21 protein-coding genes are annotated in these 24,006 nt (G+C 68.3%); 10 read left to right on the top strand and 11 right to left on the bottom strand.

The features are described from left to right. Positions 1-8 precede the first annotated feature (8 nt). Both BO221_RS44045 and BO221_RS44040 read right to left on the bottom strand, forming a co-directional pair. Positions 9-1,562: a DUF6178 family protein gene (locus BO221_RS44045; protein WP_073566925.1), complete on the bottom strand. Its 1,554-nt coding sequence runs from the start codon at positions 1,560-1,562 to the stop codon at positions 9-11. 83 nt (positions 1,563-1,645) lie between these two features. After that, positions 1,646-2,248 carry a TetR/AcrR family transcriptional regulator gene (locus BO221_RS44040; protein WP_073566924.1) on the bottom strand — a complete coding sequence of 201 codons (603 nt, stop codon included), beginning with the start codon at positions 2,246-2,248 and terminating at the stop codon, positions 1,646-1,648. A 246-nt stretch (positions 2,249-2,494) separates the two neighbouring features. On the opposite strand from BO221_RS44040, the gene BO221_RS44035 reads away from it, so the two are divergent. From BO221_RS44035 to meaB, 3 genes are read left to right on the top strand one after another with little or no spacing between them, the layout of a single operon-like run. Beyond that, a complete protein-coding gene (locus BO221_RS44035; RefSeq protein ID WP_073566923.1) occupies positions 2,495-4,402 on the top strand; it encodes a methylmalonyl-CoA mutase family protein in 1,908 nt (635 codons plus the stop codon). Further along, positions 4,402-6,591, top strand: coding sequence for a methylmalonyl-CoA mutase (scpA, locus tag BO221_RS44030; protein ID WP_073566922.1), 2,190 nt, complete (start codon positions 4,402-4,404; stop codon positions 6,589-6,591). Before BO221_RS44035 ends, scpA begins: the two co-directional genes overlap by 1 nt. Next, positions 6,588-7,571, top strand: coding sequence for a methylmalonyl Co-A mutase-associated GTPase MeaB (gene meaB, locus BO221_RS44025; protein ID WP_073566921.1), 984 nt, complete (start codon positions 6,588-6,590; stop codon positions 7,569-7,571). Before scpA ends, meaB begins: the two co-directional genes overlap by 4 nt. A gap of 64 nt (positions 7,572-7,635) precedes the next feature. Here the strand turns inward: meaB and BO221_RS44020 are convergent, their stop codons facing one another. The 5 genes from BO221_RS44020 to BO221_RS44000 form a co-directional block, all read right to left on the bottom strand. Then, positions 7,636-8,592: an IS110 family transposase gene (locus BO221_RS44020; RefSeq protein ID WP_073566920.1), complete on the bottom strand. Its 957-nt coding sequence runs from the start codon at positions 8,590-8,592 to the stop codon at positions 7,636-7,638. 402 nt (positions 8,593-8,994) lie between these two features. Continuing rightward, positions 8,995-9,504 carry a biotin/lipoyl-containing protein gene (locus tag BO221_RS57500; protein WP_073566919.1) on the bottom strand — a complete coding sequence of 170 codons (510 nt, stop codon included), beginning with the start codon at positions 9,502-9,504 and terminating at the stop codon, positions 8,995-8,997. Between the two features lie 21 nt (positions 9,505-9,525). After that, on the bottom strand, positions 9,526-11,040 hold the full coding sequence (gene accC, locus BO221_RS44010; protein WP_073566918.1) for an acetyl-CoA carboxylase biotin carboxylase subunit: 1,515 nt from the start codon (positions 11,038-11,040) through the stop codon (positions 9,526-9,528). A gap of 101 nt (positions 11,041-11,141) precedes the next feature. After that, the gene (locus tag BO221_RS44005; RefSeq protein ID WP_073566917.1) at positions 11,142-11,765 is read right to left on the bottom strand and encodes a hypothetical protein; all 624 of its coding nucleotides are present in this window, start codon (positions 11,763-11,765) and stop codon (positions 11,142-11,144) included. A gap of 111 nt (positions 11,766-11,876) precedes the next feature. Next, positions 11,877-13,439 carry an acyl-CoA carboxylase subunit beta gene (locus BO221_RS44000; protein WP_073566916.1) on the bottom strand — a complete coding sequence of 521 codons (1,563 nt, stop codon included), beginning with the start codon at positions 13,437-13,439 and terminating at the stop codon, positions 11,877-11,879. 209 nt (positions 13,440-13,648) lie between these two features. Between BO221_RS44000 and BO221_RS43995 the strand changes: the two genes are divergently transcribed. The 3 genes from BO221_RS43995 to BO221_RS43985 are packed head-to-tail and all read left to right on the top strand — an operon-like array spanning position 13,649 to position 15,764. Next, positions 13,649-15,022 (top strand): hypothetical protein, encoded by a 1,374-nt coding sequence (locus BO221_RS43995; protein WP_073567044.1) that lies wholly within the window; start codon positions 13,649-13,651, stop codon positions 15,020-15,022. After that, positions 15,016-15,372, top strand: coding sequence for a DUF2019 domain-containing protein (locus tag BO221_RS43990; RefSeq protein ID WP_083682399.1), 357 nt, complete (start codon positions 15,016-15,018; stop codon positions 15,370-15,372). The genes BO221_RS43995 and BO221_RS43990 overlap by 7 nt, the downstream gene beginning before the upstream one ends. Positions 15,373-15,386: 14 nt before the next feature. Further along, positions 15,387-15,764 (top strand): DUF2019 domain-containing protein, encoded by a 378-nt coding sequence (locus BO221_RS43985; protein WP_073566914.1) that lies wholly within the window; start codon positions 15,387-15,389, stop codon positions 15,762-15,764. 39 nt (positions 15,765-15,803) lie between these two features. On the opposite strand, the gene BO221_RS43980 is transcribed toward BO221_RS43985, so the two are convergent. Continuing rightward, positions 15,804-17,213 (bottom strand): hypothetical protein, encoded by a 1,410-nt coding sequence (locus BO221_RS43980; protein ID WP_073566913.1) that lies wholly within the window; start codon positions 17,211-17,213, stop codon positions 15,804-15,806. 133 nt (positions 17,214-17,346) lie between these two features. On the opposite strand from BO221_RS43980, the gene BO221_RS43975 reads away from it, so the two are divergent. After that, entirely contained in the window at positions 17,347-18,324 is a 978-nt protein-coding gene (locus tag BO221_RS43975) for an alpha/beta fold hydrolase (protein ID WP_073566912.1), read from the top strand. Positions 18,325-18,365: 41 nt separating this feature from the next. After that, complete coding sequence (locus BO221_RS43970; protein ID WP_073566911.1) at positions 18,366-20,498, top strand: M3 family metallopeptidase; 2,133 nt, start codon at positions 18,366-18,368, stop codon at positions 20,496-20,498. A 14-nt stretch (positions 20,499-20,512) separates the two neighbouring features. Here the strand turns inward: BO221_RS43970 and BO221_RS43965 are convergent, their stop codons facing one another. Continuing rightward, positions 20,513-20,932, bottom strand: a complete 420-nt coding sequence (locus BO221_RS43965; protein ID WP_073566910.1) for a hypothetical protein — start codon at positions 20,930-20,932, stop codon at positions 20,513-20,515. A 60-nt stretch (positions 20,933-20,992) separates the two neighbouring features. Here BO221_RS43965 and BO221_RS43960 point away from each other — a divergent pair, with 60 nt between their 5' ends. Next, on the top strand, positions 20,993-21,547 hold the full coding sequence (locus tag BO221_RS43960) for a VUT family protein (RefSeq protein ID WP_043389684.1): 555 nt from the start codon (positions 20,993-20,995) through the stop codon (positions 21,545-21,547). A gap of 10 nt (positions 21,548-21,557) precedes the next feature. On the opposite strand, the gene BO221_RS43955 is transcribed toward BO221_RS43960, so the two are convergent. Both BO221_RS43955 and BO221_RS43950 read right to left on the bottom strand, forming a co-directional pair. After that, complete coding sequence (locus BO221_RS43955; RefSeq protein ID WP_073566909.1) at positions 21,558-22,226, bottom strand: hypothetical protein; 669 nt, start codon at positions 22,224-22,226, stop codon at positions 21,558-21,560. A 140-nt stretch (positions 22,227-22,366) separates the two neighbouring features. Continuing rightward, positions 22,367-23,230: an expansin EXLX1 family cellulose-binding protein gene (locus BO221_RS43950; protein ID WP_233166532.1), complete on the bottom strand. Its 864-nt coding sequence runs from the start codon at positions 23,228-23,230 to the stop codon at positions 22,367-22,369. 350 nt (positions 23,231-23,580) lie between these two features. Here BO221_RS43950 and BO221_RS43945 point away from each other — a divergent pair, with 350 nt between their 5' ends. Next, positions 23,581-23,970: a hypothetical protein gene (locus BO221_RS43945; protein ID WP_073566908.1), complete on the top strand. Its 390-nt coding sequence runs from the start codon at positions 23,581-23,583 to the stop codon at positions 23,968-23,970. The last annotated feature ends 36 nt before the right edge of the window (positions 23,971-24,006 follow it).

Genomic DNA, 24,006 nt, shown 5'->3' with positions numbered 1-24,006 from the left:
GCGGCGCTTCACCGGGAGGGCGGCGCGAGCAGCTCTCCCACTCGCCGCGCCGCCTCCTCCACCTGCTCCCTCGTGGCGAGGAATGCCCCGTTGAACGTGGGGCATTCGTCCACGAGCTCCCGCATCGCGGCGAACGCTGCCTTCGAGAGGAACGGGGCGAGGTGCATCCACCGTTTGCGAGAGGCCCAGGGCCTGCCGGCCGCGATGTCCCGAGCGAACTCGGCCCGGGCCTTCGCGGCCTCTCCGCGTCCAGGGGGCACCTTGAGTGCGAGAGCGGCGTCGAAAGCGCGGGCGCTTCGCATCACCACCTCCTCGTGGAGCACCCGCCACCCCTGACCGAACGCGGGAACGAGTCCCTCCCGGAGGAGGGCTCCAGCCCGCGAGGGCGCCGTGCCGGCTTCCAGGCTGGCTTCCAGTCCGAGGTTGCACGTGGCCATGGCCACCTGCGCTGCTTCCAGTGCGCGCAGGGGACGGCCCGCGTGGCCGCAGCCAGAGAGCAGCACGTTCGCGAGGTATCCCAGGTCCTGCATGCACCGGGAGAGGGCCTCGGGCGCCTCACCCTGGAGCCAGGCCAGCGCCTCCCGGAGGACCCTGGCCGAGGCGTACGTCCCGGAACCGCCGCCCTCGCCGAGCAGGGCCACGGGAGGCTGCGTGGTCAGCACCTCCGCCTCCTGGAGGAGGTGGAGCAGGGGCATGGAGGATGCGGCCTGCTCGGGCTGTGCACCATCCACACGGGCGGGCGGAGTCCGTGTGGCCTCGCGTTGAGCCTGGACGTAGCCACGGGTGATGGGGTCGTCTCCCACGCGCCCGGCCCTCGCGAGGCCGAGGAAGGCCGCCGCGTCCGTGGTGGCGACGAAGCCCTCACGCTCGCGCCGTTCCTCCCGCGCCTGCGATACATCCGCTTCGAGCTGCTCCGCCGTGGTGAGGACCGCGTACAGCCCGCCGTTGTCCTCGATGAATTCGGAGGCCTGATGACAGCAGCGCTCGAGCAGACGCACGAGAAGCTCATGGTGTGACTCGTCGAGCGCCACGAGCACCGAGAGCACCGCGTCCCACGACTCCGGCTGCCGGGCGATGATCAGGAACCGGTCCAGCTCATGACTGAGGCTGCTCTCCAGCGCCTTGTCCACGAGGGCCTCGTCGTCCTGTGCTTCGTTCGAGCGCATCCGGTCGAGCGTCAGTGCGTCCAGGTCCAGCACGAGGAGCTGAGCGGACAGCGCGAAGGTGACGAAGTCCTCGTCCATCTCCGCGAGCCGGGCCGCCGCGCGGTCCGCCCCCATCTCGAGCATCACCTCCAACCAGAGGCCGAAGCGCTCCGGGTCGAAACGTTCCTCCTGACCCGGGCGGGTGCTCCGCCAGAGATCCTCGTCGAAGATGCGAGCCAGTTGTTGCGTCGTGGCGAGTGCCACCAGCTCTCCCGCGTCCTCCAGCCCCACGTGGTGGATGAGGCGGGTCAGGGCGGGGGCTGGCAGTTGCTGGAGGGCCGAGACCTGCTCCGGGCTCTCCAGGATTCGGTACAGCAGAGATCGGGTGTCCACACCCCGGCTCAGCGGGTTCGTCACGAGTGCCTCTCCTTCATGAGTGAACAGGTGATTCATTTTTGATGGGCGCGAGGACGGGCGGGTGGGCCCGGCTGCTCGCCAGCTCAGGACTCGAAGAGCGCCGCGAGTCCGGTCAGGTGGTATCGGGAGAGAGCCTCCACCGCCTCGCGGATGGCCTGCTCCTCCTCGAAGTGACGGAGGATGCGCCCCAGCGTTGTGACGTAGTTCCGGTAGAGCTCCTCGAGCGCGAAGCGCGTGGGCGGGGCGGGCCGGGCGTGGAAGTGGGCGGTGGCCGACTCGAGCAGGAACTGCACCAGCTTCTCCGCGAAGTGCTCATGCGGAGTGCCCTCGGGACTGGAGAGCAGCACGACGACGCGCAGCCGGTTGTCCAGGCTGAAGGCGAGCGCCTCCTCTGAGATGAGACGATAGGGCGCGCCAGGCTCCAGCTTCCGGAGGTCCTTCACTCCCCGGGCGGCCTCCACGCGCTGCCGCAGGAGCCGCTGGAAGGTGGTGACGAACGAATCGGGGACGGCGGCCTCGTAGAGGGCGTTCTTGTTCTCGAAGTAGCGATAGATGTTACCGGTGGACACCCGGGCGGCCGAGGCGATCTCCGCCATGCTGGCGCTCCGGAAACCCTTGCGGGCGAACACCTCGAGCGCGGCCGCCAGGATGGCCTCGTGGACCTCGTCCTTGAGGTACTGCGCCATCACCTGCCTCCGCCATCAGTGAATAGGCCATTCACTATTATGACCCGGCCTGGAGAGATGCAAGCGCCAGGAGGGGCAACCGGGAGGGTCAGCACACCCCTCCGTCGAAGAACGTGGAAAAATGGCGCGTATAAGAAGGATAGGGTGGCTCACGGGGCCCCGTTGCCCCCTGGGCGGATTTGGACCTAAGAGGCAAAGGGCCCCGCTCGTGAGTCCGGCCCCCCGCCACTGATTCGAGGACGCTGCATGTCGCAAACCCCTCTGCACATCGCCCAGGACTTTCCTGCCACCTCGGTCGAGGAGTGGCGTCGCCTCGTGGACAAGGATCTGAAGGGAAAGCCCTTCACGTCGCTCCAGTCCGCGCTCGAAGGGGGCCTCTCGCTCCAGCCGCTCTACACGCGGGAGGACGCGGGCCCGGCTGCTCCGCCCGAGCCTCCGGGCGTCGCTCCCTTCGTTCGAGGGACGAACGCGCTCGGCCTGACGGAGGGCGGCTGGCTCGTCTGCCAGGAGTACAGCGAGCCCGACGTGGCCACCGCCGCCGAGGCCATCCGGGTCGATCTCGAGCGGGGTGTCCTGGGCGTGTGGCTCCGCCTGGGTGAGCCCCAGGGCATCCGCGTGCGGAATACCGAGGACATGGAGCGCCTCCTCGCCCCGGTCCCGCTCTCCAGGACGCCCGTCTACCTCGAGTCCGAGGAGGACCCGACGCTCTCGGCGACCTTCCTGCTCCAGGCCGCCGAACGCACCCGGACTTCGCGCGAGTCCCTCCAGGGTTGCCTCGGATTGGATCCGCTTGGCGTCCTGGCTCGCACGGGCGCTCTGCGAATCGGGCTCGAGGGGAGCTTCGTGGAAGCCGCGCCGCTCGTCGCGTCCTCGCGCAAGGACTCTCCGGGGCTGCGCGTGATGCTCGTCTCGACGCGGGCCTACGCCGATGCGGGCGCCACGTCCGTGCACGAGCTGGCCTGGGCGATCGCCACCGGCGTGGAGTACCTGCGGGGACTCGAGCGCGCCGGAGTTCCGCCCGAGGACGCGGCCCGCTCCCTCCAGTTCTCGTTCTCGGTGGGCAGCCAGTTCTTCCCCGAGATCGCCAAACTGCGTGCGGCGCGGCTGCTGTGGTCCAAGGCCGTCGCGGCGTCGGGTGGCTCTCCCGAGGCGCAGGCCATGGCGCTCCACGCCCGCACCGCGGCCGCCACCAAGTCGCGGCGGGACCCCTGGGTGAACATGCTGCGGTCGACCTCCGAGTCCTTCGCGGCCGTCGTCGGTGGGGCCGACAGCATCACCACGTCGCCCTTCGACGAAGCCATCGGGCTGCCCGACGAGTTCTCCCGCCGTGTCGCCCGCAACACGCAGCTCATCCTGCGCGATGAGTCGAGCCTGAACCGCGTCGCGGATCCCGCGGGCGGCAGCTACTACATCGAGCAGCTCACCCGCGACATGGCCCGCGCCGCCTGGACGGAGCTGCGGCGCATCGAGGGGCTCGGTGGCATGACGGCGGCGCTCGTGAAGGGCGACATCGCCCGGGTGCTCGCGGAGACGGTGGCGGCCCGGAACAAGGCCATCCGCACGCGCCGCCTGCCCATCGTGGGTGTGAGCGAGTTCCCCAACCTAGACGAGCAGGCCGTGAGCAGAAAGCCCCGCGCGCCCGAGACCGCGAGCCCTGCTTCGAGCGGACCCGCCGAGCTGCGGATGACGCCGCTGCGTCCGGTGCGTCTGGCCGATGCCTTCGAGTCGCTGCGGGATGCGAGTGACCGCTACCTCGCGGCGCACGGGCATCGTCCCCGGGCGTTCATGGCCAACCTCGGCACGGTGGCGGAGCACACGGCCCGTGCGACGTGGGTCGCCAACGCGCTGGCCGCGGGAGGAATCGATCCGTTGCAGCACCATGGCTTCGCGGATGTGGCCCAGGCCGCTTCGCTCATCGCCGCCTCCGGAGCCCAGCTCGTGGTGCTCTCCGGTCCGGATGCGATGTACCCCGAGTGGGTGCCGGCCCTGACCGCTGCCCTGAAGCAGCAGAGCGGACGAATCGTGGCCGTCGCGGGCCGTCCGGGTGAGCACGAGGCGGCGTTCCGGGCGGCGGGGGTCGACCTGTTCATCTTCGCGGGTGGCGACCTGTTCGAGACCTTGTCTTCGCTGCACAAGCAGCTCGGAGTGTCCTGATGCGCAGCAACGTGCCGAACTTCGCGGAGATCGACTTCGACGCCCCCGAGACGCTCTCGCCCGCGTCTGCTCGCGACTCGCTGCGGCAGCAGGCTCACGAGAGCACCCGGCGCGCCGACCCCTGGGTCACGCCCGAGGGCATTCCCGTCAAGCCCGTGTTCTCCGCCGAGGATCTCCAGGGCGTCGAGCACCTCGGGACGATGCCGGGTCTGCCGCCCTTCGTCCGGGGCCCGTACTCGACGATGTACGTGCAGCAGCCGTGGACCGTCCGGCAGTACGCGGGCTTCTCCACGGCCGAGGCCTCCAATGCCTTCTACCGCCGCAACCTCGCGGCCGGTCAGAAGGGCCTCTCCATCGCCTTCGATCTCGCCACGCACCGGGGTTACGACAGTGACCATCCCCGCGTGACGGGTGACGTGGGCATGGCGGGCGTGGCCATCGACTCCATCAAGGACATGCGCATCCTGTTCGATCGCATCCCGCTCGATCAGATGAGCGTGTCGATGACGATGAACGGCGCGGTGCTGCCCATCCTGGCGCTCTACGTGGTCGCGGCCGAGGAGCAGGGTGTCCGTCCCGAGCAGCTCAGCGGAACCATCCAGAACGACATCCTCAAGGAGTTCATGGTCCGCAACACGTACATCTACCCGCCGGGGCCCTCGATGCGGATCATCGGGGACATCTTCCGCTTCACGGCGGAGAAGATGCCGCGCTTCAACAGCATCAGCATCAGCGGCTACCACATGCAGGAGGCCGGGGCGACGCAGGACCTGGAGCTCGGGTACACGCTCGCGGATGGCGTCGAGTACGTGCGCGCGGGACTGGCGGCCGGGCTGGATGTGGATGCCTTCGCGCCGCGCCTGTCGTTCTTCTGGGCCATCGGCATGAACTTCTTCATGGAGGTGGCGAAGATGCGCGCGGCCCGGATGATCTGGGCCAGGCTCATCAAGGACTTCAAGCCGAAGAGCACCAAGAGCATGGCGCTGCGCACCCACAGCCAGACGTCCGGCTGGAGTCTCACCGCGCAGGACGTGTTCAACAACGTGGTCCGCACGTGCATCGAGGCGATGGCGGCCACCCAGGGTCACACCCAGAGCCTCCACACCAACTCGCTCGACGAGGCCATCGCGTTGCCCACGGACTTCAGCGCGCGCATCGCCCGGAATACGCAGCTCTATCTCCAGATGGAGAGCGGCACCACGCGGGTGATCGACCCGTGGGGTGGCAGCTACTACGTCGAGCGGCTCACCCATGAGCTCGCCCAGAAGGCGTGGGCGCACATCCAGGAGGTCGAGGCGCTCGGAGGCATGACCAAGGCCATCGAGAAGGGCCTGCCCAAGCTGCGCATCGAGGAGGCCGCCGCGCGCACGCAGGCGCGCATCGACTCGGGCCGGCAGGCGATCATCGGCGTGAACAAGTACCCGCTCGAGCGCGAGGAGTCCCTGGAGATCCTCAAGGTGGACAACACCGCGGTGCGCGAGGCGCAGATCGCCCGGCTGCGCGAGCTGCGCGCCGAGCGCAACGCGAGCGACGTGAAGCAGAAGCTCGATGCGCTCACCCAGGCGGCTCAGCGCAACGAGGGCAACCTGCTCGCGCTGGCAATCGACGCGGCGCGTGCCAAGGCCACCGTGGGAGAGATCAGCGAGTCGCTGGAGAAGGTCTTCGGGCGCTACGAGGCCACCGTGCGAAGCATTTCGGGTGTGTATTCCAGTGAGGCGGGCAAGGACGCGCAGGGCATCGTGAAGGCTCGCGAGACGGCGGATGCCTTCCTGGCGAAGCACGGGCGGCGTCCGCGCATCCTCATCGCGAAGATGGGCCAGGACGGGCATGACCGCGGGCAGAAGGTCATCGCGACGGCGTTCGCGGATCTCGGCTTCGACGTGGACATCGGTCCGCTCTTCCAGACGCCCGAGGAGTCCGCCCGGCAGGCCGTCGAGAACGACGTGCACATCGTGGGTGCGAGCTCACTCGCCGCGGGCCACCTGACGCTCGTTCCCCAGCTCAAGAAGGCGCTCGGGGACCTGGGCCGCGAGGACATCATGGTGGTGGTGGGCGGCGTGATTCCGGCTCAGGACTACGACGCCCTGCGGGAGGCCGGTGCCGCGGCGATCTTCGGCCCGGGCACGGTTATCGCGAAGGCGGCCATCGAGCTGCTCGACAAGCTCGACGCCGCGCTGGGGGATGCTTGAAGGCTCTGCCGGTCGAGGCGTACGTCGAGGGCGTCCGCGCGAATGAGCGCGCCATGCTCGCCCGCGCCATCACGCTCATCGAGAGCGAGCACCCCAAGCACGAGGCGCTCGCGCAGGAGGTGCTCACCCGGTTGCTGCCCTACACGGGTGGGGCGCTGCGGGTGGGGATCAGCGGCGTGCCGGGAGTGGGGAAGAGCACGTTCATCGACGCGCTCGGGATGCACCTGGTGGGACTGGGCAAGCGCGTGGCGGTGCTCGCGATCGACCCTTCGAGCACGGTGTCGGGGGGGAGCATCCTGGGCGACAAGACGCGGATGGCGCGGCTGTCGCGCGAGAGCCTCGCGTACATCCGTCCCAGTCCCTCCAGCGGAACCCTGGGAGGCGTGGCGCGGAAGACGCGCGAGACGCTGCTGCTGTGCGAGGCGGCTGGCTTCGACGTGGTGCTGGTGGAGACGGTAGGGGTTGGCCAGTCGGAGACGGTCGTGGCCGACATGGTGGACTTCTACCTGGTGCTCATGCTGGCGGGAGCCGGGGATGAGCTGCAGGGCATCAAGCGCGGCATCCTGGAGATCGCGGACATGATCGCGATCAACAAGGCGGACGGTGACAACGTGGTCCGCGCGGAGCGGGCGCGGGCCGAGTATCGCGCGGCGTTGCACCTGATGCGCCCGGGCGCGGAGCCCGTGGTGACGACCTGCAGCGCGCTGGAGAACAGCAACATCGAGCAGGTGTGGTCGTCGATCGAGAAGCGCCTGGAGACAGAGCGGACCTCGGGCGAGCTGGAGAAGCGCCGGAGGGTGCAGCAGGTGCAGTGGATGTGGTCGATGATCGAGGACGGACTGCGCGCTGCCCTGCATGCGCATCCCGGAGTGGCCGAGCTCGGGCCCGCGCTGGAGCGCGACGTGCGGGAGGGCCGTGCGACCCCAACGTTGTCCGCACGGCGCATCCTGGGGGCTTTTCTCTCGGGCCCCCGGACCTGATTCTCTTCAGGTAGGTGAGCGAAGATATCCCCTCTCCCCTCGGGAGAGCATCTGTGGTGTAGGGTCAAGAGGCGGACGCAAGGTCCGCCTCATTCCAGTGCTTCTTGGTGCGCACCATGGCGTTGAGGATGGTGAGCAGTTTGCGCATGCAGGCCACCAGGGCCACCTTCTTGGGCTTGCCGGCCTTGGTCAGCCGCTCATAGAGGGCGCCCACCACCTCGTTACAGCGTACGGCCGAGAGCGTGGCCATGTAGAGGGCGGCGCGCAGGGCAGCGCGCCCGCCCCACACCATGCGCTTGCCCTTGAGGGTGCCCGAGTCGCAGGCGTGTGGCGCCACTCCAGCCAGCGCCGCCACCTGCTTGCGGTTGAGCTGTCCCAGCTCAGGTAGCTCGGCCATCAGGGTAATGGCCAGCACCGGCCCTACTCCTGGCACGCTGCGCAGGATGTCGTCCTTGCCGCGCCACATGGGGCTGTCGCGCACGGCACTGCCCAGGTCCTTGTCCACCTCTTTGAGCTGCAGCTGCAGCCAGTCGATGTGCTTCTGGATGAGGGGCCTGGCCGCTGTGTGCGCCACCTGCAGGCGGTTCTTCTCGGCCACCAGCATCTCCACCATCTGGCGGCGGCGCGTCAGCAGGGCCTCCAGCTTGCGTGTCTCCTCATCCAGTAGAGCTCTGGCCGGCGGCTTGAGGGCTTCGCCCAGATGTGCCAGCACCCGCGCATCCAGCGCGTCCGTCTTGGCCAGCTTGCCTGCGGCCCGGGCGAATTCGCGCGCCTGGCGCGGGTTGACGACGGCCACTGACAGGCCCGCCACACTGAGCGCCGCGGCCACTGGCAACTGCAGCCCACCGGTGGCCTCCATCACCACCAGCTTCGGTTCGACCTGCTTGAGCCGTTTGACGAGCTCGGCCAGGCCCTTGTCGTCGCGAGCCACCTGGAAGACAGCGCCCTGTCGTCCCAGGGCTACATCCACTCGGGCCTTGGCGACATCAATACCCACGTACAACTCGCTGCTGCCTGTCATCCGCACCAACTCCCTTGACTACGTCCGCCCTCCACCTCGTGTCCCTGCCTTGCGTGATACGGGCTACGTACTGGCCCAGGCATCTGTTCGGGCTTACCGAAGAGGGAGAGCGGAGAAAGGGGACGTGCGACCACGGCTCTCCCACGGTCTCGCTTCGCGGACCCGAGGGTCATCGGCCTGCCCGCCCCTTGCTCCATTCCTTTGTGCTGACCTCTCTACCTCAGAAGTCGCCTACGGGAAAAGTAGATACAAGGGTCAGGGTGAGGGTGCCCGGGTCCGTTCTTCAACCCGTGGGCCGCGGTGGGGACAAGGGGTTCAACCCGAGTTCACCCGATACCCTCACCCCGTCCCTCTCCCGGTGGGAGAGGGGAAATTCTGCCCAGCGGCACACTTTCGGCGGTCCTACTCGACCACCACGAGCTTCGCGTTGATCTCCACCGCGGTGCCCTCCTTGGCCGGCAGATCCACCACCTTGCCGGCCTTGGGGCTCTTCAGCTCGTTCTCCATCTTCATGGCCTCGATGACCACCAGGCCCTGACCTTCCTTCACCTCGTCGCCCTGCTTCACGAGCACCTTCACCACCTTGCCGGGCATGGGGGCGGAGATGACCTGCTTGCCCTCCACCGAGAAGCCCGCCGTGGCCGCGCGCAGCCGCAGCCGCCGCTCGTCCGCCACGTCGATGCGCGTCACCTGCCCACGCACCGAGACCTGCACCTCGTCGCCCTGCTCGTCGAACTCGACGCTGTAGGAGGTTCCATCCACCAGCATGGACACCGCGCCGTGGTCCAGCGTCAGCGCGTCCACCAGGAACGTCTTGCCGTTGTGCGTGAGCTTGAAGCGGTTCTCTCCGGCTGGCTCGATGTCCACCGGCACCGCTTCCTTCTGTCCCTGCAGCTTCGCGAAGTAACGCATTGGAATCGGTTCCCCGTGGAGTTAGCGCCCGCGGCGGCTCGCCAGCCGCCACGCCGAGATGCCGCCCTTGCCGCCCTCGGACGGCGCCTGGGTCAGCGTCTTCGCCTTCTTCTGATCCCGCTGGTACGCGTACACCACGCTCGCCAGCAGCGCGGCCTCCGTCAGTTGCGGATCCTCGCCCTTGCCCAGCAGCTTCTCGTGCTCGCGCGTGAGGAAGCTCGTGTCGTAGTCGCCCTCGACGAACTCCGGGTGCGAGAGGATCCCCTTCAGGTAGCGCACGTTGGTGGTGATGCCCTTCACCACGTACTCGGCCAGGGCGCGCTTCGCCCGCTCGATGGCCTCGCGCCGCGTGGGGGCCCACACGGACAGCTTGGAGATCATCGGGTCATACGTGTTGGGCACCGTGTACCCGGGGAACACGCCCGAGTCGTCGCGCAGGTACGGGCCTCCCGGCACGCGCAGGTAGTTGATGCGGCCCGGGCTCGGCATGAAGTTGCGCGCGGGGTCCTCCGCGTACACGCGCACCTCGATGGAGTGCCCGTTGGGCGTGGGGGCCTCGGTGTACGGGAGCTTCTCGCCCTCGGCGACCTTGATCTGCCAGGCCACCAGGTCCAGCCCCGTCACCCACTCCGTCACCGGGTGCTCCACCTGGAGGCGGGTGTTCATCTCCAGGAAGTAGAAGTTGCGGTGCACGTCCACGAGGAACTCCACCGTGCCCGCGCCCACGTAGCCCACGGCCTTGGCGGCCTTCACCGCCACCTCGCCCATCTTCGCCCGCATCTCGGGGGTGAGGATGGGGCTGGGCGTCTCCTCGACCACCTTCTGGTGGCGCCGCTGCGCCGAGCACTCGCGCTCGTTGAGGTGGATGGTGTTGCCGTGCTGGTCGGCGAACACTTGAATCTCCACGTGGTGCGGCTTCTCGAGGTACTTCTCGATGTAGACGGCGTCGTTGCCGAAGGCGTTCATCGCCTCGCTCTTGGCGGCGCGCCACGAGGACTCGAAGTCCTCCATCCGCTCCACCTTGCGCATGCCCTTGCCGCCACCGCCGCCGGCCGCCTTGAGCATCACCGGCACGCCAATCTTCTCGGCGTAGGCGCGGGCCTCCTCGACGGTGGCGATGGGCTCGGCGGTGCCGGGGACCACGGGCACCCCGGCCTTGATCATGTTCTGGCGGGCGCGCGTCTTCTCGCCCATGGCGTCCATGGCGCTGGCGGGCGGGCCGATGAAGGTGATGCCGGCCTTCTCGCACGCGCGCACGAAGGACGCGTTCTCCGAGAGGAAGCCGTAGCCGGGGTGGATGGCGTCCGCGCCGGACTTCTTGGCGGCCTCCAGAATCCGCTCCTGCACGAGGTAGCTTTCGCGCGAGGGCGGGGGGCCCACCAGGAAGGCCTGGTCGGCGGTACGGACGTGCAGGGCGGAGCGGTCCGCCTCGGAGTAGACCGCCACCGTGGCGATGCCGAGCTCCTTGCAGGTGCGCATCACCCGGACGGCGATCTCGCCTCGGTTGGCGACGAGGATTTTGCGGATCTTGGCCATGGGCGCTCCCTTTAGCACAGGGGAGCGCATGCTCGGGGAGTGCGATGACGGCCAGGGACCCCCGGCCGCCAATACGCACCACTACTCGGAGCCTGTAGCCACTACTTGCGGTTGCTGAGGTACTGCTCCATCAGCCGGCGGGCCTCGGCCAGCTTGGCGTCGACGAAACGGTCATCCTCATCCGGCTCGGGCGGAGGAAGCGGCTGCTCCTGGCGGCGCGACTTGCCGGTGGGGGTGGGGGCGTTGGGGTCGTCGTTGCCGAAGTCCACCGCGGCGGCCAGCAGGTTGCGGGCGGTTGCCCCGCCGTCGAGCAGGCGGCCGAGCAGGGGGGCCTCGATTCCCAGCCAGCGGGCCGTCTGACGCACCACGTCAATGTACTCACCCTCGAGGGAGCGGGAGGGGCGGCCAGGCTCGCTGAGGGAGGCGCGGCCATAGCTGCCGGCCTTGTCGGTGTAGAGGCCCACCGCCTGATCGCGGAAGTCACGGGCCACGGAGCGGACGAGCGAATCGAGGTGATCCTCGGGGACGGCCTTGCCGCCGGAGGGGACCAGCTTCAGCTCGGCCACGCGCCAGCCGGCATCGGCGAGCGAGGTGGCGGACTCGACCCAGCGGACCTCCGGCGGAGGGACGTTGGCGGCCTCACAGGCCCGGGTGAGCGTCTGGCGCAGGGCGGCGAGGTTGCCTTCGATATCGGCGAGGAAGAGGACGAGGCGGGGTTGAGACAAAAGGGGCTCCTGTATGTGGTGCGTCCCTTCAAAGCCTGAACGCCCCCCCTAAAATTTCCCGGGGAGGCGTTCCATTGTTTCTCGGGGCGAGCCGCCTGCCCGCCTGCCTGCTTACAGCGGGATGTTGCCGTGCTTGCGCGGGGGGTTCTCCTGGCGCTTGTTCTTGAGCATCTCCAGGGCCCGGATGATTTTGGCGCGCGTCTCCTCGGGGCGGATGACCTCGTCGATGTAGCCGAGCTCGGCCGCCTTGAAGGGGTTGGCGAACTTCTCGCGGTACTCGTTCACCAGCCGGGTGCGCTCGGAGTTGGCGTCCTTGGCCTTGAGCAGCTCGTTGCGGAAGATGATGTTGACCGCGCCCTCGGGGCCCATGACGGCGATTTCGGCCGTGGGGTAGGCGTAGTTGATGTCCGCGCGGATGTGCTTGGAGGCCATCACGTCGTAGGCGCCGCCGTAGGCCTTGCGGGTGATGAGGGTGATTTTGGGGACGGTGGCCTCGGCGAAGGCGTAGAGCAGCTTGGCGCCGTGGGTGATGATGCCGCCCCACTCCTGGTCGGTGCCGGGCAGGAAGCCGGGCACGTCCACCAGGGTGATGAGGGGGATGTTGAAGCAGTCGCAGAAGCGCACGAAGCGCGCGGCCTTCACGCTCGCGTCGATGTCCAGGCAGCCCGCGAGCACCGCCGGCTGGTTGGCCACGATGCCCACCGACTTGCCGTTCATACGGGCGAAGCCGATGACCATGTTCTTCGCGAAGTGCTCCTGCACCTCGAAGAAGTGCTTGTTGTCCACGACAGCGCGGATGATCTCCTTGATGTCGTAGGGCTTGTTCGGGTTGCTGGGGACGACCGTCTTGAGGCCCTCGTCGGCGCGGAACGGGTCGTCATCGCACGGCTGGACGGGCGGGTCCTCCTGGTTGTTGGAGGGGATGAAGGAGAGGAGCTCGCGCGTCATGAGGATGGCGGTCTGCTCGTTCTCCGCGGCGAAGTGCGCCACGCCGGATTTCTGGTTGTGCGCCAGCGCGCCGCCCAGGTCCTCCTTGGTCACCTCCTGGTGCGTCACCGTCTTGATGACGTCCGGGCCGGTGATGAACATGTAGGAGGTGTCCTTCACCATCATGATGAAGTCCGTGATGGCGGGCGAGTACACCGCGCCGCCCGCGCACGGGCCCAGGATGAGCGAAATCTGGGGGACCACGCCGGAGGCGAGGGTGTTGCGCAGGAAGATGTCGGCGTAGCCGGCGAGGCTCTCGACGCCCTCCTGGATGCGAGCGCCGCCCGAGTCGTTGAGGCCGATGACGGGAGCGCCCACGCGCATGGCCATGTCCATGATCTTGCAGATCTTCTGGGCATAGGCGCCGGAGAGCGAGCCGCCGAAGACGGTGAAGTCCTGGGCGAAGACGAAGACCTGGCGGCCCTCGACGGTGCCGTAGCCGGTGACGACGCCGTCGCCGAGGATCTTCTTGTCACCCATGCCGAAGTCGTTGCTGCGGTGGGTGACGAACTTGTCCATCTCCGTGAAGGAGCCGGGATCGAGCAGCAGGTCGATGCGTTCGCGAGCGGTGAGCTTGCCGGCCTCGTGCTGCTTGGCGATGCGGTCAGCGCCACCGCCCAGCTCGGCCTGCTTCTCCATGTCCTGCAGCCGGGCGCGAAGGGGATCCTTTTCCGTGGTTCCGTCCATGGGCGCGCATCTAGCACGATTGGGCCCAGGAGGGGGACCAACGGCGTCGGCTCGGGCAGGCCCTGCACGGCGAGGGATGAGCCTCGCTTCTGGAGGTTCAATGCGTGTAGGGTGATGTGTGTGGCGTTTGGGGATGCTTGGAAGTGACGCGTGCTCGTACCCCTCGCTTCTTCCCGTTGCCTCTGGCGCGCAGCAGCATTGGCGGTGGCATGACCCTTCGCGTCATTGAACGAGTGTTTCGAGATATCTGGCGGTGCGCCGGTCTGGGCGTCCTGGCCCTGGCGGCGAGCGTGCTGCTGGTGGGATGCGCCACAGCGACTCCGGTCATGGGTGATGCTGCGGTGGATGGGGAGGTACGGGTCTTCGCGACCCTGCCCACGGACTTCGCGCCGGTGCAGGTGGGGGATGCCGAGTTCTCGGTGGCCATGGCGGGCCTGGTGTTGGAGATGCCCCTGAGGGTGGCTCCTGCTTCCGTGCCCATGCGGCCGGGTCACAGGTACGCGCTGGTTTCCGGAGCCCGGGTGGGTCAGCGGTGTCAGTCGGAACTGGCCACGTCCTACGGTCGCTTCTGCGAACGGCGTGGCACTCCGGGGGATTGCCTCTCCCTCTTCGAGGACGGTTCGTGCCTGCAAGACGACGACAAGCGCCGCATCGCGCTGGTGCTGGCCGTGGAGCCGGCTCTGGCGGGCGTGAATGCGGAGTTGCGGAGCATGCTCGACCCCACGCGTGTGGCGGCCATGGCGAGCATCACCATTACGGCCTACATGGCGCTGTTGGTGGCACCCGAGCCGGTGTCCAAGGGGGTTGCCGCGGCTTTCGCCGTCCTCATGTGGAGCTACCTGGGGATTGAGATGTGGGGGCTCCTCGAGGGCTGGATGCAGCTCTCGGAGGAGTCCGCGCGGGCCAGCAGCTTCGCGGAGTTGCGCGAAGTGGGCGAGCGGTTCGGTCGGCGCATCGGGCCCAACAGCGTGCGCATCCTGGTCATGGTGGGCACGGCGGCGGTGGGTGAAACGGCCGCGTTGCTGTCCAGGGCACCGACTCTGCCCGGGTTCGCACAGGCCTCAATCCGTGGGGCGCAGCATGGTGGTGTGCGAGTACTCGCGGCGGCGGCCGATACGGAGAAGGTCATCGTCTCGGTGGCTGAGGGCACCATCCGGGTCGTGTTGCCGAGCAATGCCGTTGCGATGGGTACCCAGAACGGAGGGGGGGCCTACTCGTCGGGTGGTAGGAGCGAGATAGCCAAAGGGGGCAGGCTCCTCCCCAATGGTCATCGTGCGTTCAAGTCCTTCGATGACTTCAAGGACTTCATGGGCCCGGCGGGAAAGGGCAAGCAATGGCACCACATTGTCGAGAAGCGCAACGCCGGACGGTTCGGTCCAGAGGCCTTGCACAACACCGAGAACGTCGTCCCGTTGGATGAGCGCCTACATATCGACGTTAGTGCGTTCTACTCGTCCAAGCGCCCCAGACTCACCGGTTCAGATACCTTGACCATCAGGCAGTGGCTGAGCACGCAATCCTATGAGGCTCAGCGTCAGTTCGGATTGCGAGCCATCGAGAACATAAGAAAGGGAATTTGGTGAACAAGCTTGAGGATCTCGTTGAGGAATTCGCGCGCAACGTGACCGCGCAGACCGACGCCATCTTCCGAGGAGACTCCAAGACGGGTAACAAGCACGCGGATCGATACATTGCCGCGTTCAAGAAACTACGTGCTCACGGTGATGCCGGGCGAAATGCACTCGCCACGCTATTCACACATCCCAATATGGACGTGAGGACCACAGCGGCTGCTTTCCTCCTGCGCTACCGGACAGCGGAAGCCAAAGCGATTTTGGAGGAAGCGGCCAAGGGAGAGGGGTTGGTCGCGTTTGAGTCTGAAGAAACGTTGAAGCGGTGGGAGGAAGGGACCTGGGCACTCGACCCTGAGTAGATAGGACTCCGCCCGTGAAAAAGGCGCAGTGGAAGAATCTCTCGACAGAACGCCTGGTCGAAGAGTTTGGAGTGCTCTCGGCCGGGCATGGACGTGACATCGAAACGGCAAAGCCCAAGGCTGCCAATCGCAAGTACAACGTCCTCGTGGCGATTCGTAGGGAGTTGAGGGAGCGAGGCCCCGAGGCGCAGCGGCAACTGCTGAAGTTGATGGATTCTCCTGCGCCCGGAACTCGCTACTGGGTTGCCTCGTACGCGCTCGAGTTCGCGCCCAGCGAAGCGGAACTCGTACTTGCCGAACTCGCGAAAATCCACAGGAGTCTGGTGGGTTTTACTGCGGGGTGGACACTGAGGGAGTGGAATGCGGGCACCTTCAATCCGCTCGTTGATTAACAACTGGGCTCTTGTTGGTGCGCGTTTCCGTCGTAACCCTCAATGCGCGGCGGGCAGCGTCCAGAGGGTGGAGAACCGGTGCGCCCCGCCGGCGCTGTCGAGCCATCCCGAGATGCGCTCGCTCCGGGCCAGCAGCGGTCCCAGCTCCAGCCCCACGGTGAAGAGGCCCGCGAGCTGCTGGTTGGAGACGACATCCATCAGTGACACCTGGTTCAACCCGCTCGCGAGCCGCTTCGGGTCCACGGTGAAGTCCACCGCGTGCGGCAGCTTCGCGCCTGTCTGTGGCACCGCTCCCAGGAGCGATTGGACCACCGCCTCGTCATTGCCCATCACGAGCTGCTTGCCCTTGAGCCGGACGAAGAGGGTGCCTCCCTTCACCTCCAGCGCGTAGCCGTCCTCCAGTGCCTTCGCGCCGGGGAACTTCGCCACCGGCGCGAGCGCTGTCTTCATCGCCGCCGCATCCGTCACCTCCGCGGCGACCGCCTGGCGCGGGGCGAAGAATTGGCCCTCGGGTGTGCGCAGGTTGGGACGTGACCTCACACTGTCCACTACCACCAGCACGTTGCCGGTGAGGCGCTCGGACACCGCCTGGGCCACCGAGGACACCGCGGCTGGAGGACATGCCGGGCACGCCCGCTGGACGAGTGCGCGCACGCTGCCCACCGCCTGGCCCACCCCGGCCGGGGCCACCCTCGCTCGCGAGAAGAGCATCCCCTCGGGCTTCATCGTTCCGTAGGGGCTCGTCCCCGCCGTCTGGAAGGGCGGCAGCGGAAGCTGTGTGGCCGTCCCCTCCAGCCTCAGCTCGGTGGCGCTGCCCTCCATGCCCACCACCATGCCGCGTCCGGGCATCAGCACGTAGACGCTTCCAGGAAGCTGCCCCAAACGCGTGTCCGGCTTGGGGGTCTTGCCCACCAGCCGAGAGGCTTCCTTCACCATCGCCGCTCCCTGCCCATCGTCGACGAAGCCCCCGCCCGTCGTCGCGAAGGCGCACGCCTCCTGGCCCTTGAGCGCATAGCCCGCATGTCCACCGGACTCGCGCGGGATGCTCACCGTGGTGACTCCCCCTGACGTCGTGGGCTTCACCTCCTGCTTGCTGCTCCCGGAGACCAGCACTCCGGCGGCCTTCTCTTGGAAGATTTTCGGGTCCTTCAACCGTGTGCATGAGATGCGGCCATTGGCTCGCAGCGAGACGGTCACGGGACCGGCGGGGTCTATGCCCAGGCCCGCGAGCGCCTCCGGCTGGCTGGGGTCGAGCGAGAGCCAGGGGTGGAGCTCCGCGTACCAGACGATGGGCCGCAACAAGGCGGCATACTGTCCCGCCCGGTCCAGGAAGGCGGTGACACCCTGGATCGCGTCCAACCGTGGAATATGGACGACGGTTCCCGAGGAACTGGCGGCGCGGGGCGCGGGGGCGGCGGCGAGCGAGGCCGCGAGCACGAGGGCGAGCATGGCCCGTGTGAGAACAGCGCGCCCGGTGCCCTGTCAAGGTGGCACGGAGAGCGTCTCGGGGCCAACACTCGGAGGGCTCGCGGGCGGTGACGGCGTTGCCGGACGATGAACCGCCGGGCTCCATCCGGGCTTCATGAGCAAGAACGAGCCAACCCCTGGTTCCGAGAGCAGCCGTGACCGCGCCTTCGAGCTGGCCCAGGCGGCCTATCTCGACCGCTGTGCACCGGGGCACCGCACGCGCCGGGTCCGTTGGTCCGGTGGCACGACGCAAATCATCGAGCTGGGCGACGGGCCCCCATTGCTCCTGCTGCACGGAGGCCTGGGCGAAGCCATCCAGTGGGCGAACATCCTCCCGGCGCTCGCCCGGAAGCACCGGGTGATGGCCGTCGATCGTCCCGGACACGGCCTCGCGGACCCGTTCGACTACGGGAGCGTGGACCTGCTGGCGTGCGCGCGGCGCTTCCTCGGGGAGCTCCTCGACGCCGAGGGTCTTCCCTCCGTGCCCATCGTGGCCGCCTCCATGGGAGGGCTCTGGTCCATCGACTTCGCGCTGACCCATCCGCAGCGGGTGTCCCGGCTGGTGCTCACCGGGGCCCCGGCGGGCGTCACGCGCGCACTGCCCCTTCAGATGCGTCTGGGGACGTTGCCGGTGTTGAAGACGCTCGTGCGGTCGGTGATGCGCCAGCCAACGCGCGACAGCACCCGGGCCTTCTGGAAGCAACTGCTCGTGGTGCATCCGGAACGACTCGACGATGACCTGCTGGACCTGCTGACCGAGAGCCAGCGGCGCAACGCTCCGAGCTGGTTCACCCTCATCGACCGGGCCTTCGACGTACGGGGGATGAAGAAGGATTTGTTGCTTGCCGGGCGTTGGAAGGACCTCGCGGTCCCGACGACCCTGGTGTGGGGCGAGAAGGACGCGTGGGGTGGGCCCGGGCTGGGCGAGGCCATCGCGTCCGGGAACCCCCGGGTGCGCATGGTGCGGATTCCCGACGCCGGCCATGCGGTCTGGAGGGATGCCCCGGAGCTCGTTGTCGAGGCGATTGAAGGGGCTCTCGGGGATGGGGAGTTCGTGAACTCCCTGACTGCCCGCCGGGCATCCCCTTCGTGATTGCTGCCAATCGCCAGCGCCTGCCCTAACGTCAGCGGGTGATGACTGCGACCATTGCCGACAATCCGCTGCTTCAGAACGAAGGACTCCCGAAGTTCGACCGCATCCGCTCCGAGCATGTCGAGCCCGCCATCCGCGAGCTGCTGACGCGCCTGAACGCCGACCTCGATGCGCTCGAGCGTGACGTCCAGCCCACGTGGGAGGGCTCGGTGGCGCGCCTGTCCGCCATCACCGAGCCGCTCGGCTTCGCGTGGGGCGTCGTGAACCACCTCATGAGCGTGCAGAACAGCCCGGAGCTGCGCCAGGCCCACTCCGCCGTCGAGGGCGACGTCGTCGAGACCTTCATGCGCATCGGGCAGAGCGTGCCCCTCTACCGGGCACTCAAGGCCCTGCGCGAGGGGCCGGAGTGGAAGAAACTCGACCCCGCCCAGCACCGCGTCGTCGATGCCTCCATCCGTGACGCCGAGCTGTCCGGCGTGGGCCTGGAGGGCAAGGCCCGCGAGCGCTTCCAGGAAATCGAGCGCGAGTCGGCCGAGCTGTCCACCCGCTTCACCAACAACGTCATCGACTCCAACAAGGCCTGGTCCATGACGCTCACCCGGCCCGAGGAGGTGGAGGGCCTGCCCCCCAGCGCGCTCGCCATGGCCGCCCAGATGGCAATGCAGGATCTGCCCGAAGGTGCCCCCGAGCCCACCCCCGAGAAGGGTCCCTGGCGCATCACCCTCGATGCCCCCAGCTACGTGCCCTTCCTGGAGCACTCGCGCCGCCAGGACCTGCGCGAGAAGCTCTACCGCGCCTTCGTCACCCGTGCCTCCTCCGGGGACTCGGACAATGGCCCCCTCATCGAGCGCATCCTCACCCTGCGCCAGGAGAAGGCCCGTCTGCTCGGCTACTCCTCGTACGCCGAGGTGAGCCTCGCGGCCAAGATGGCGCCCGGTGTGCAGGCCGTCGAGAAGCTGCTCGGTGAGCTGCGTGACGCCTCCCGCTCGCGCGCCCGCGCCGAGAACACCGAACTCACCGAGTACGCCCGCCGCAAGACGGGCAATGCCTCGCTCGAGCTGAAGCTGTGGGACGTGCCCTTCTGGGCCGAGCGTCTGCGCGAGGAGCGCTACGCCTATACCGACGAGGAACTCCGGCCGTACTTCGCGCTCCCCCGTGTGCTGGAGGGCCTGTTCGACACCGCCAAGCGGCTCTTCGGCATCTCCGTGCGTGCCGCCAACGGCGAGGTCCCCGTGTGGGACCCGAGCGTCCAGTTCTTCCGCGTGGCCGATGAGTCCGGCAAGGACATCGCCGCCTTCTACCTGGACCCCTACAGCCGCCCGGCCACCAAGCGCGGCGGGGCGTGGATGAACAACGTGCTCGACCGCAAGCGCCAGCCGGACGGAAGCCTGCGGCTGCCGGTGGCCTACCTCGTCTGCAACAACACGCCGCCCGTGGGTAAACAGCCCGCGCTCCTCACCTTCCGCGAGGTGGAGACGCTCTTCCACGAGTTCGGCCACGGCCTGCAGCACATGCTCACCCGCGTGGACTTCCCCGAGGCCGCCGGTCTCAACAACATCGAGTGGGACGCCGTGGAGCTGCCCAGCCAGTTCATGGAGAACTGGTGCTTCCACGAGGAGACGCTCTCCCGGCTCGCCCGCCACGTGGACACCGGAGCGCCGCTGCCCAAGTCCCTGCAGGACAAGATTCGCGCCGGCCGCATCTACCGCGCCGCCTCCATGTCCCTGCGCCAGGTGTACTTCGCCACGCTGGACCTGGAGCTGCACCACCGCTACCAGCCCGGCGGTGACGGGCAGGCCGGATTCCTCGAGACGCAGAAGCGCGTGGCCAGGGAGAACACCGTCCTCCCGCCCCTCCCGGAGGACCGCTTCCTCTGCTCCTTCTCCCACATCTTCGCGGGCGGTTACGCCGCGGGCTATTACAGCTACAAGTGGGCCGAGGTGCTCTCCGCGGACGCCTTCTCCGCCTTCGAGGAGGCCGGGCTGTCCGACGCGCAGGCGCTGTCCCGTACCGGCCGGCGCTTCCGTGACACGGTGCTCGCGCTCGGTGGCAGCCGCCACCCGCTGGAGGTCTTCCAGGAGTTCCGCGGCCGCGCTCCCAGCACCCAGCCCCTGCTCAAGCAGACGGGCCTGCTGGAGACCCAGGAGCTCGAGTCCACGGCGCCGATGATGTAGCGCGCCTCAGCCGTTCAGTCCTTGCCGGCCTGGGTGAGCCCCGCCTCCTGGAGGCGCTCGGCCGCCCAGGCCTCCGCGGCGGCCAGGTGCGGGAAGGTGGCCAGCGGCACGGGCAGCGGTTTGAAGAACAGGATGGCGCTGAGCGACAGCCGGACGATGGGCGACACGAGGATGATGGCCGTGCCCACCACGAGCCCGCGCAGGGCGAGCTCGTGCTGCTCGAACCACTCCACCTGGCGCCAGCGCTGCTCGATGGGCACCAGGCCGATCCGGCTCAGGTCCACGAGGAGGAAGAACCGCTCCCCGCGTCCCAGGTAGCCGGCGAGGGTATCGAGACACTCCTCCTGCCCGTGGGAGGGAAGCGTTCCCGGGAGCCAGAGGTGCAGCAGGGGCCAGCGTGAATCATCGAAGCTGGCCCTGTCGAAAGCGGGCATGGCCCCATTCTGACAGCCTCCAGGAAACGTGCTATTCCGCCCGCCCCGGTGGAGGCGGCAATGGAGCAGCGTCGAGTCGAGGGGTTCATCTATCTGGCGGGTTTCGGGGCCTCGATTCCGCTGTCCAACTGGATGATCGGCCATGTCGGCGTGGTGTGCCCGGACAACGGGCCCTGTCTGCTGCCCGTGGGCCCGGGCCTGCTCGCCCCCAGCGGCGTCCTCGTCGTGGGCATCGCCTTCGTGCTGCGCGACCTGGTGCAGCGCCGCCTGGGCAAGGGCTGGACGCTGCTGGCCATCGCCCTGGGCGCGCTGTTGTCGGCCGTGCTCGCGCCTCCGCCGCTCGTCGTCGCCTCGAGCGCCGCCTTCGCCATTTCCGAGCTGGCCGACTTCGCCGTCTACACGCCCCTGCAGCGGCGCGGCCTCGTGCTGGCCGTGCTCGCCAGCAGCCTCGTGGGCCTCGTCGTGGACAGCCTCCTCTTCCTCCAGCTCGCCTTCGGCCGTCTCGACTTCCTCGCGGGGCAGGTGGTGGGCAAGGCGTGGATGGTGCTGCTGTCACTGCCCCTCGTCGCCTGGCTGCGGCGCCGGGACGAGCGGCTCGGCATCCAGCCGGCGTGAGCCCTCGCGCTCAGGAGACGCCTTCGTCGCGGTAGCGCCCGGCGGACTCCTCCTTCACCGCCGTCAGGGCGATGGTGTCCGCGGCCCGGCGGGCCTCCTCGGGAGAAGGCGCCGCGTGGGTGAAGTCCGCCAGGGCCTCGTGCAGGGCCTGCTCCAGGCGCTCGGTCCGGCGGATGCCTTGTGACTCCAACAGCCAGCCCAGGCCCAGGTGGGCATGGGGGTGCCAGGCCTCCTCTTCGCCATGGGCCTCCGAGGTGAGCTCGAGGACCCGCCGCACCGCGTCCGACAGCACGGCCGCGCGATCCTCCTCGTCCGGCGGCAACGCCACGGAGCGGAAGTACGTGTCGAGCGTGCACAACCACTCGTGCGCCACGCCGAGCGTGGAGAGGATGCGCTCGATGTATCCCTCCACGCCCGGCGGCTCGGACGGCGCGCCCGGGCGGGGGAGGTCGCCGTGGAAGCCGTGGGTGTACCAGGCCCCGGCGTGCTCGGAGAGCAGGGCGTCCACGCCCTCAAGGAGCGCGCGGCGCGAGCGTTCGTCGGCGTGGCGGGGGCTGGAGGCGAGGCGCGGGGCGAGGTACTCCCGGAGGCGGGCCGCGAGCTGCGCGGGCCTGAAGTCATCGAGGCTCTCGCGGATGAGCGCCCAGGTGTCCTCACCCCTGTGCTTCTTCTTGCTCATGGCGCCTCCCCACCGGAGACCCGTCTCGCGCCACCGTGCCGCGAGCCGGACGAAACGCGCGTAGCGCAGCACATCCCCGGGGCCTTGGGGAGGAAGATCATCGTGGCGAGTAGTGCAGTGTGCAGCGGACGCACGAGGTCTCAGGGAAGCGGGGAGAACTGGCGCAGACCGCTGACGACCTGCGAGTCCAGGATTCCGGGCAAGGTGTCCTGCACCACCTCTCCGTCCCACGCCGTCACGCGCAGCGGGAGCAGGCCCAGGCCCAGTCCCGTGGGATGGACGAAGTAGTTGTAGTCCTGGCGCGGAATCTCCACCCAGGTGCCGAGGCGCAGCCACTCCAGCTTGCGGATGGGCTTGTGGTGGTTGCGCACCTGGATGCCCGTCCACCACTGACTGCTGCCCTCCTTGAAGCGGTAGCGGATGGGTCCGGATACGGGGCAGGTGACGAAGCGCCATTTCACCTGCACGCGGCCGGCGGCCAGGTCCGCCAGCTTCGCGAAGGCCGAGGGGCTGAGGTCCAGATGGCCCGGCGTCGTGCAGTCGGGGCAGCTGTCCACGATGCGCACGCGCAGGGTGCCCTTGGGCCCCTGAATCTCCGCGCAGGCGCCGCACACCGCGCTGCCCTGGTACTCGGTCATGATGATGGCGGCGACGTCCAGATCCTCCGGGGTGGCATCGAAGCCGCAGTTCCCGGTGCCGTTCGCCTCCACGTAATAGGTGATGACCCCGTCCCGGAATGCGCCGAGCGGGCTCGAGGTCATCGTGTCGCCCCCGGTCCCGGTGCCCGCGTCGGGACTGGAGCCAGTGCCCGCGTCGGGGCTGGAGCCTGTGCCCGCGTCGGTGCCAGTGCCAGCGTCAGCGCGGGTGCCCGCGTCCTGTCCCGCGTCCGTGCCCGCATCAGCGCCCGGCTGTTCATCGGTGTCCTCCGGGGGCTGGCACGCGGCCGGGCACAGCAGCGCGGCCGCGAGGACGGGAGGCACGAGGAAGCGGGGCACGAAGCACATGGGACACCCTCCACGAGAAGAGCCTCGTGGCTGTCATGGTGCTCACCTCGCGGGCTCCGCGCACGCCTTGCTCGCACTCCCTGTCACTCCGCTGGCATCTGGCTCCCCGCTCTCCCCGCGCACGCCGGAATTCAGTGCGTGGTGGAGGCACATCTTTCCGTCTGAATCGCGCCATGAAGCAAGGTGAACGCTCTTGCCGCGAGAGCCGCTCCGAGGAATGTCGTTCCTGTGGGTAGAATCGAGCCGTCATGCCCGTTCCACCCAAGCCAGGACTTCATGTCACCCACCGCGCGTCCATGACACGAGCGGCCCTGGAAAGCATCAGGGCTCCGCCGCTGGCAAGCTGCCTGGTGTTCATCAAGCATCCCGAGCATGGCGATGAATTCAACGGCAAGGCGCTGTGCGATCAGATCCGCCAACTGCTCAAGAACCAGCCGGGCACCTTCTGCTTCTTCCACGATGGCACCGGCATGGTGAACGCGCGCATCGGTTACGCGAGCGCGTTCAAGGAGCTCGACCGCGAGCTGGCGGAGCGGACGACGGAGGTGGTGTGCGCCATCCCCGGCCCCATCCCGCGGATGATGCTCTACACGGTCGCGACGATCGCCGAGAAGCCCTGGGCCATCTTCCGCACCCGGCCCGAGGCCGAGCTGCACATGCGGATGCGCGGCTATGATGCCGCCGACTACACCCAGCCCTTCGAGGGGATGCTGAAGCTGAAGGTGCTGGGCCGCTTCTGAACATGAGTCTCGAAACTTCTCTGGATTCTCTTCACG

Origin of the sequence: Archangium sp. Cb G35 (assembly GCF_001896145.1) — a bacterium.
Classification (GTDB): domain Bacteria; phylum Myxococcota; class Myxococcia; order Myxococcales; family Myxococcaceae; genus Archangium; species Archangium violaceum.
Note: the sequence above shows the minus strand (reverse complement) of the source record. Positions and strands in the feature narration are given on the sequence as shown.

What these genes read in the sequence shown, in the direction of transcription:
- BO221_RS43965 (WP_073566910.1), bottom strand. Translation starts at nt 20,932, where the DNA reads ATGCCCGCTTTCGACAGGGCCAGCTTCGATGATTCACGCTGGCCCCTG.
- BO221_RS43970 (WP_073566911.1), top strand. Translation starts at nt 18,366, where the DNA reads ATGACTGCGACCATTGCCGACAATCCGCTGCTTCAGAACGAAGGACTC.
- BO221_RS43950 (WP_233166532.1), bottom strand. Translation starts at nt 23,230, where the DNA reads ATGTGCTTCGTGCCCCGCTTCCTCGTGCCTCCCGTCCTCGCGGCCGCG.
- BO221_RS43995 (WP_073567044.1), top strand. Translation starts at nt 13,649, where the DNA reads ATGACCCTTCGCGTCATTGAACGAGTGTTTCGAGATATCTGGCGGTGC.
- BO221_RS44020 (WP_073566920.1), bottom strand. Translation starts at nt 8,592, where the DNA reads ATGACAGGCAGCAGCGAGTTGTACGTGGGTATTGATGTCGCCAAGGCC.
- BO221_RS43975 (WP_073566912.1), top strand. Translation starts at nt 17,347, where the DNA reads ATGAGCAAGAACGAGCCAACCCCTGGTTCCGAGAGCAGCCGTGACCGC.
- BO221_RS43955 (WP_073566909.1), bottom strand. Translation starts at nt 22,226, where the DNA reads ATGAGCAAGAAGAAGCACAGGGGTGAGGACACCTGGGCGCTCATCCGC.
- BO221_RS44000 (WP_073566916.1), bottom strand. Translation starts at nt 13,439, where the DNA reads ATGGACGGAACCACGGAAAAGGATCCCCTTCGCGCCCGGCTGCAGGAC.
- BO221_RS43980 (WP_073566913.1), bottom strand. Translation starts at nt 17,213, where the DNA reads ATGCTCGCCCTCGTGCTCGCGGCCTCGCTCGCCGCCGCCCCCGCGCCC.
- BO221_RS57500 (WP_073566919.1), bottom strand. Translation starts at nt 9,504, where the DNA reads ATGCGTTACTTCGCGAAGCTGCAGGGACAGAAGGAAGCGGTGCCGGTG.
- BO221_RS43960 (WP_043389684.1), top strand. Translation starts at nt 20,993, where the DNA reads ATGGAGCAGCGTCGAGTCGAGGGGTTCATCTATCTGGCGGGTTTCGGG.
- scpA (WP_073566922.1), top strand. Translation starts at nt 4,402, where the DNA reads ATGCGCAGCAACGTGCCGAACTTCGCGGAGATCGACTTCGACGCCCCC.
- BO221_RS44035 (WP_073566923.1), top strand. Translation starts at nt 2,495, where the DNA reads ATGTCGCAAACCCCTCTGCACATCGCCCAGGACTTTCCTGCCACCTCG.
- BO221_RS44040 (WP_073566924.1), bottom strand. Translation starts at nt 2,248, where the DNA reads ATGGCGCAGTACCTCAAGGACGAGGTCCACGAGGCCATCCTGGCGGCC.
- accC (WP_073566918.1), bottom strand. Translation starts at nt 11,040, where the DNA reads ATGGCCAAGATCCGCAAAATCCTCGTCGCCAACCGAGGCGAGATCGCC.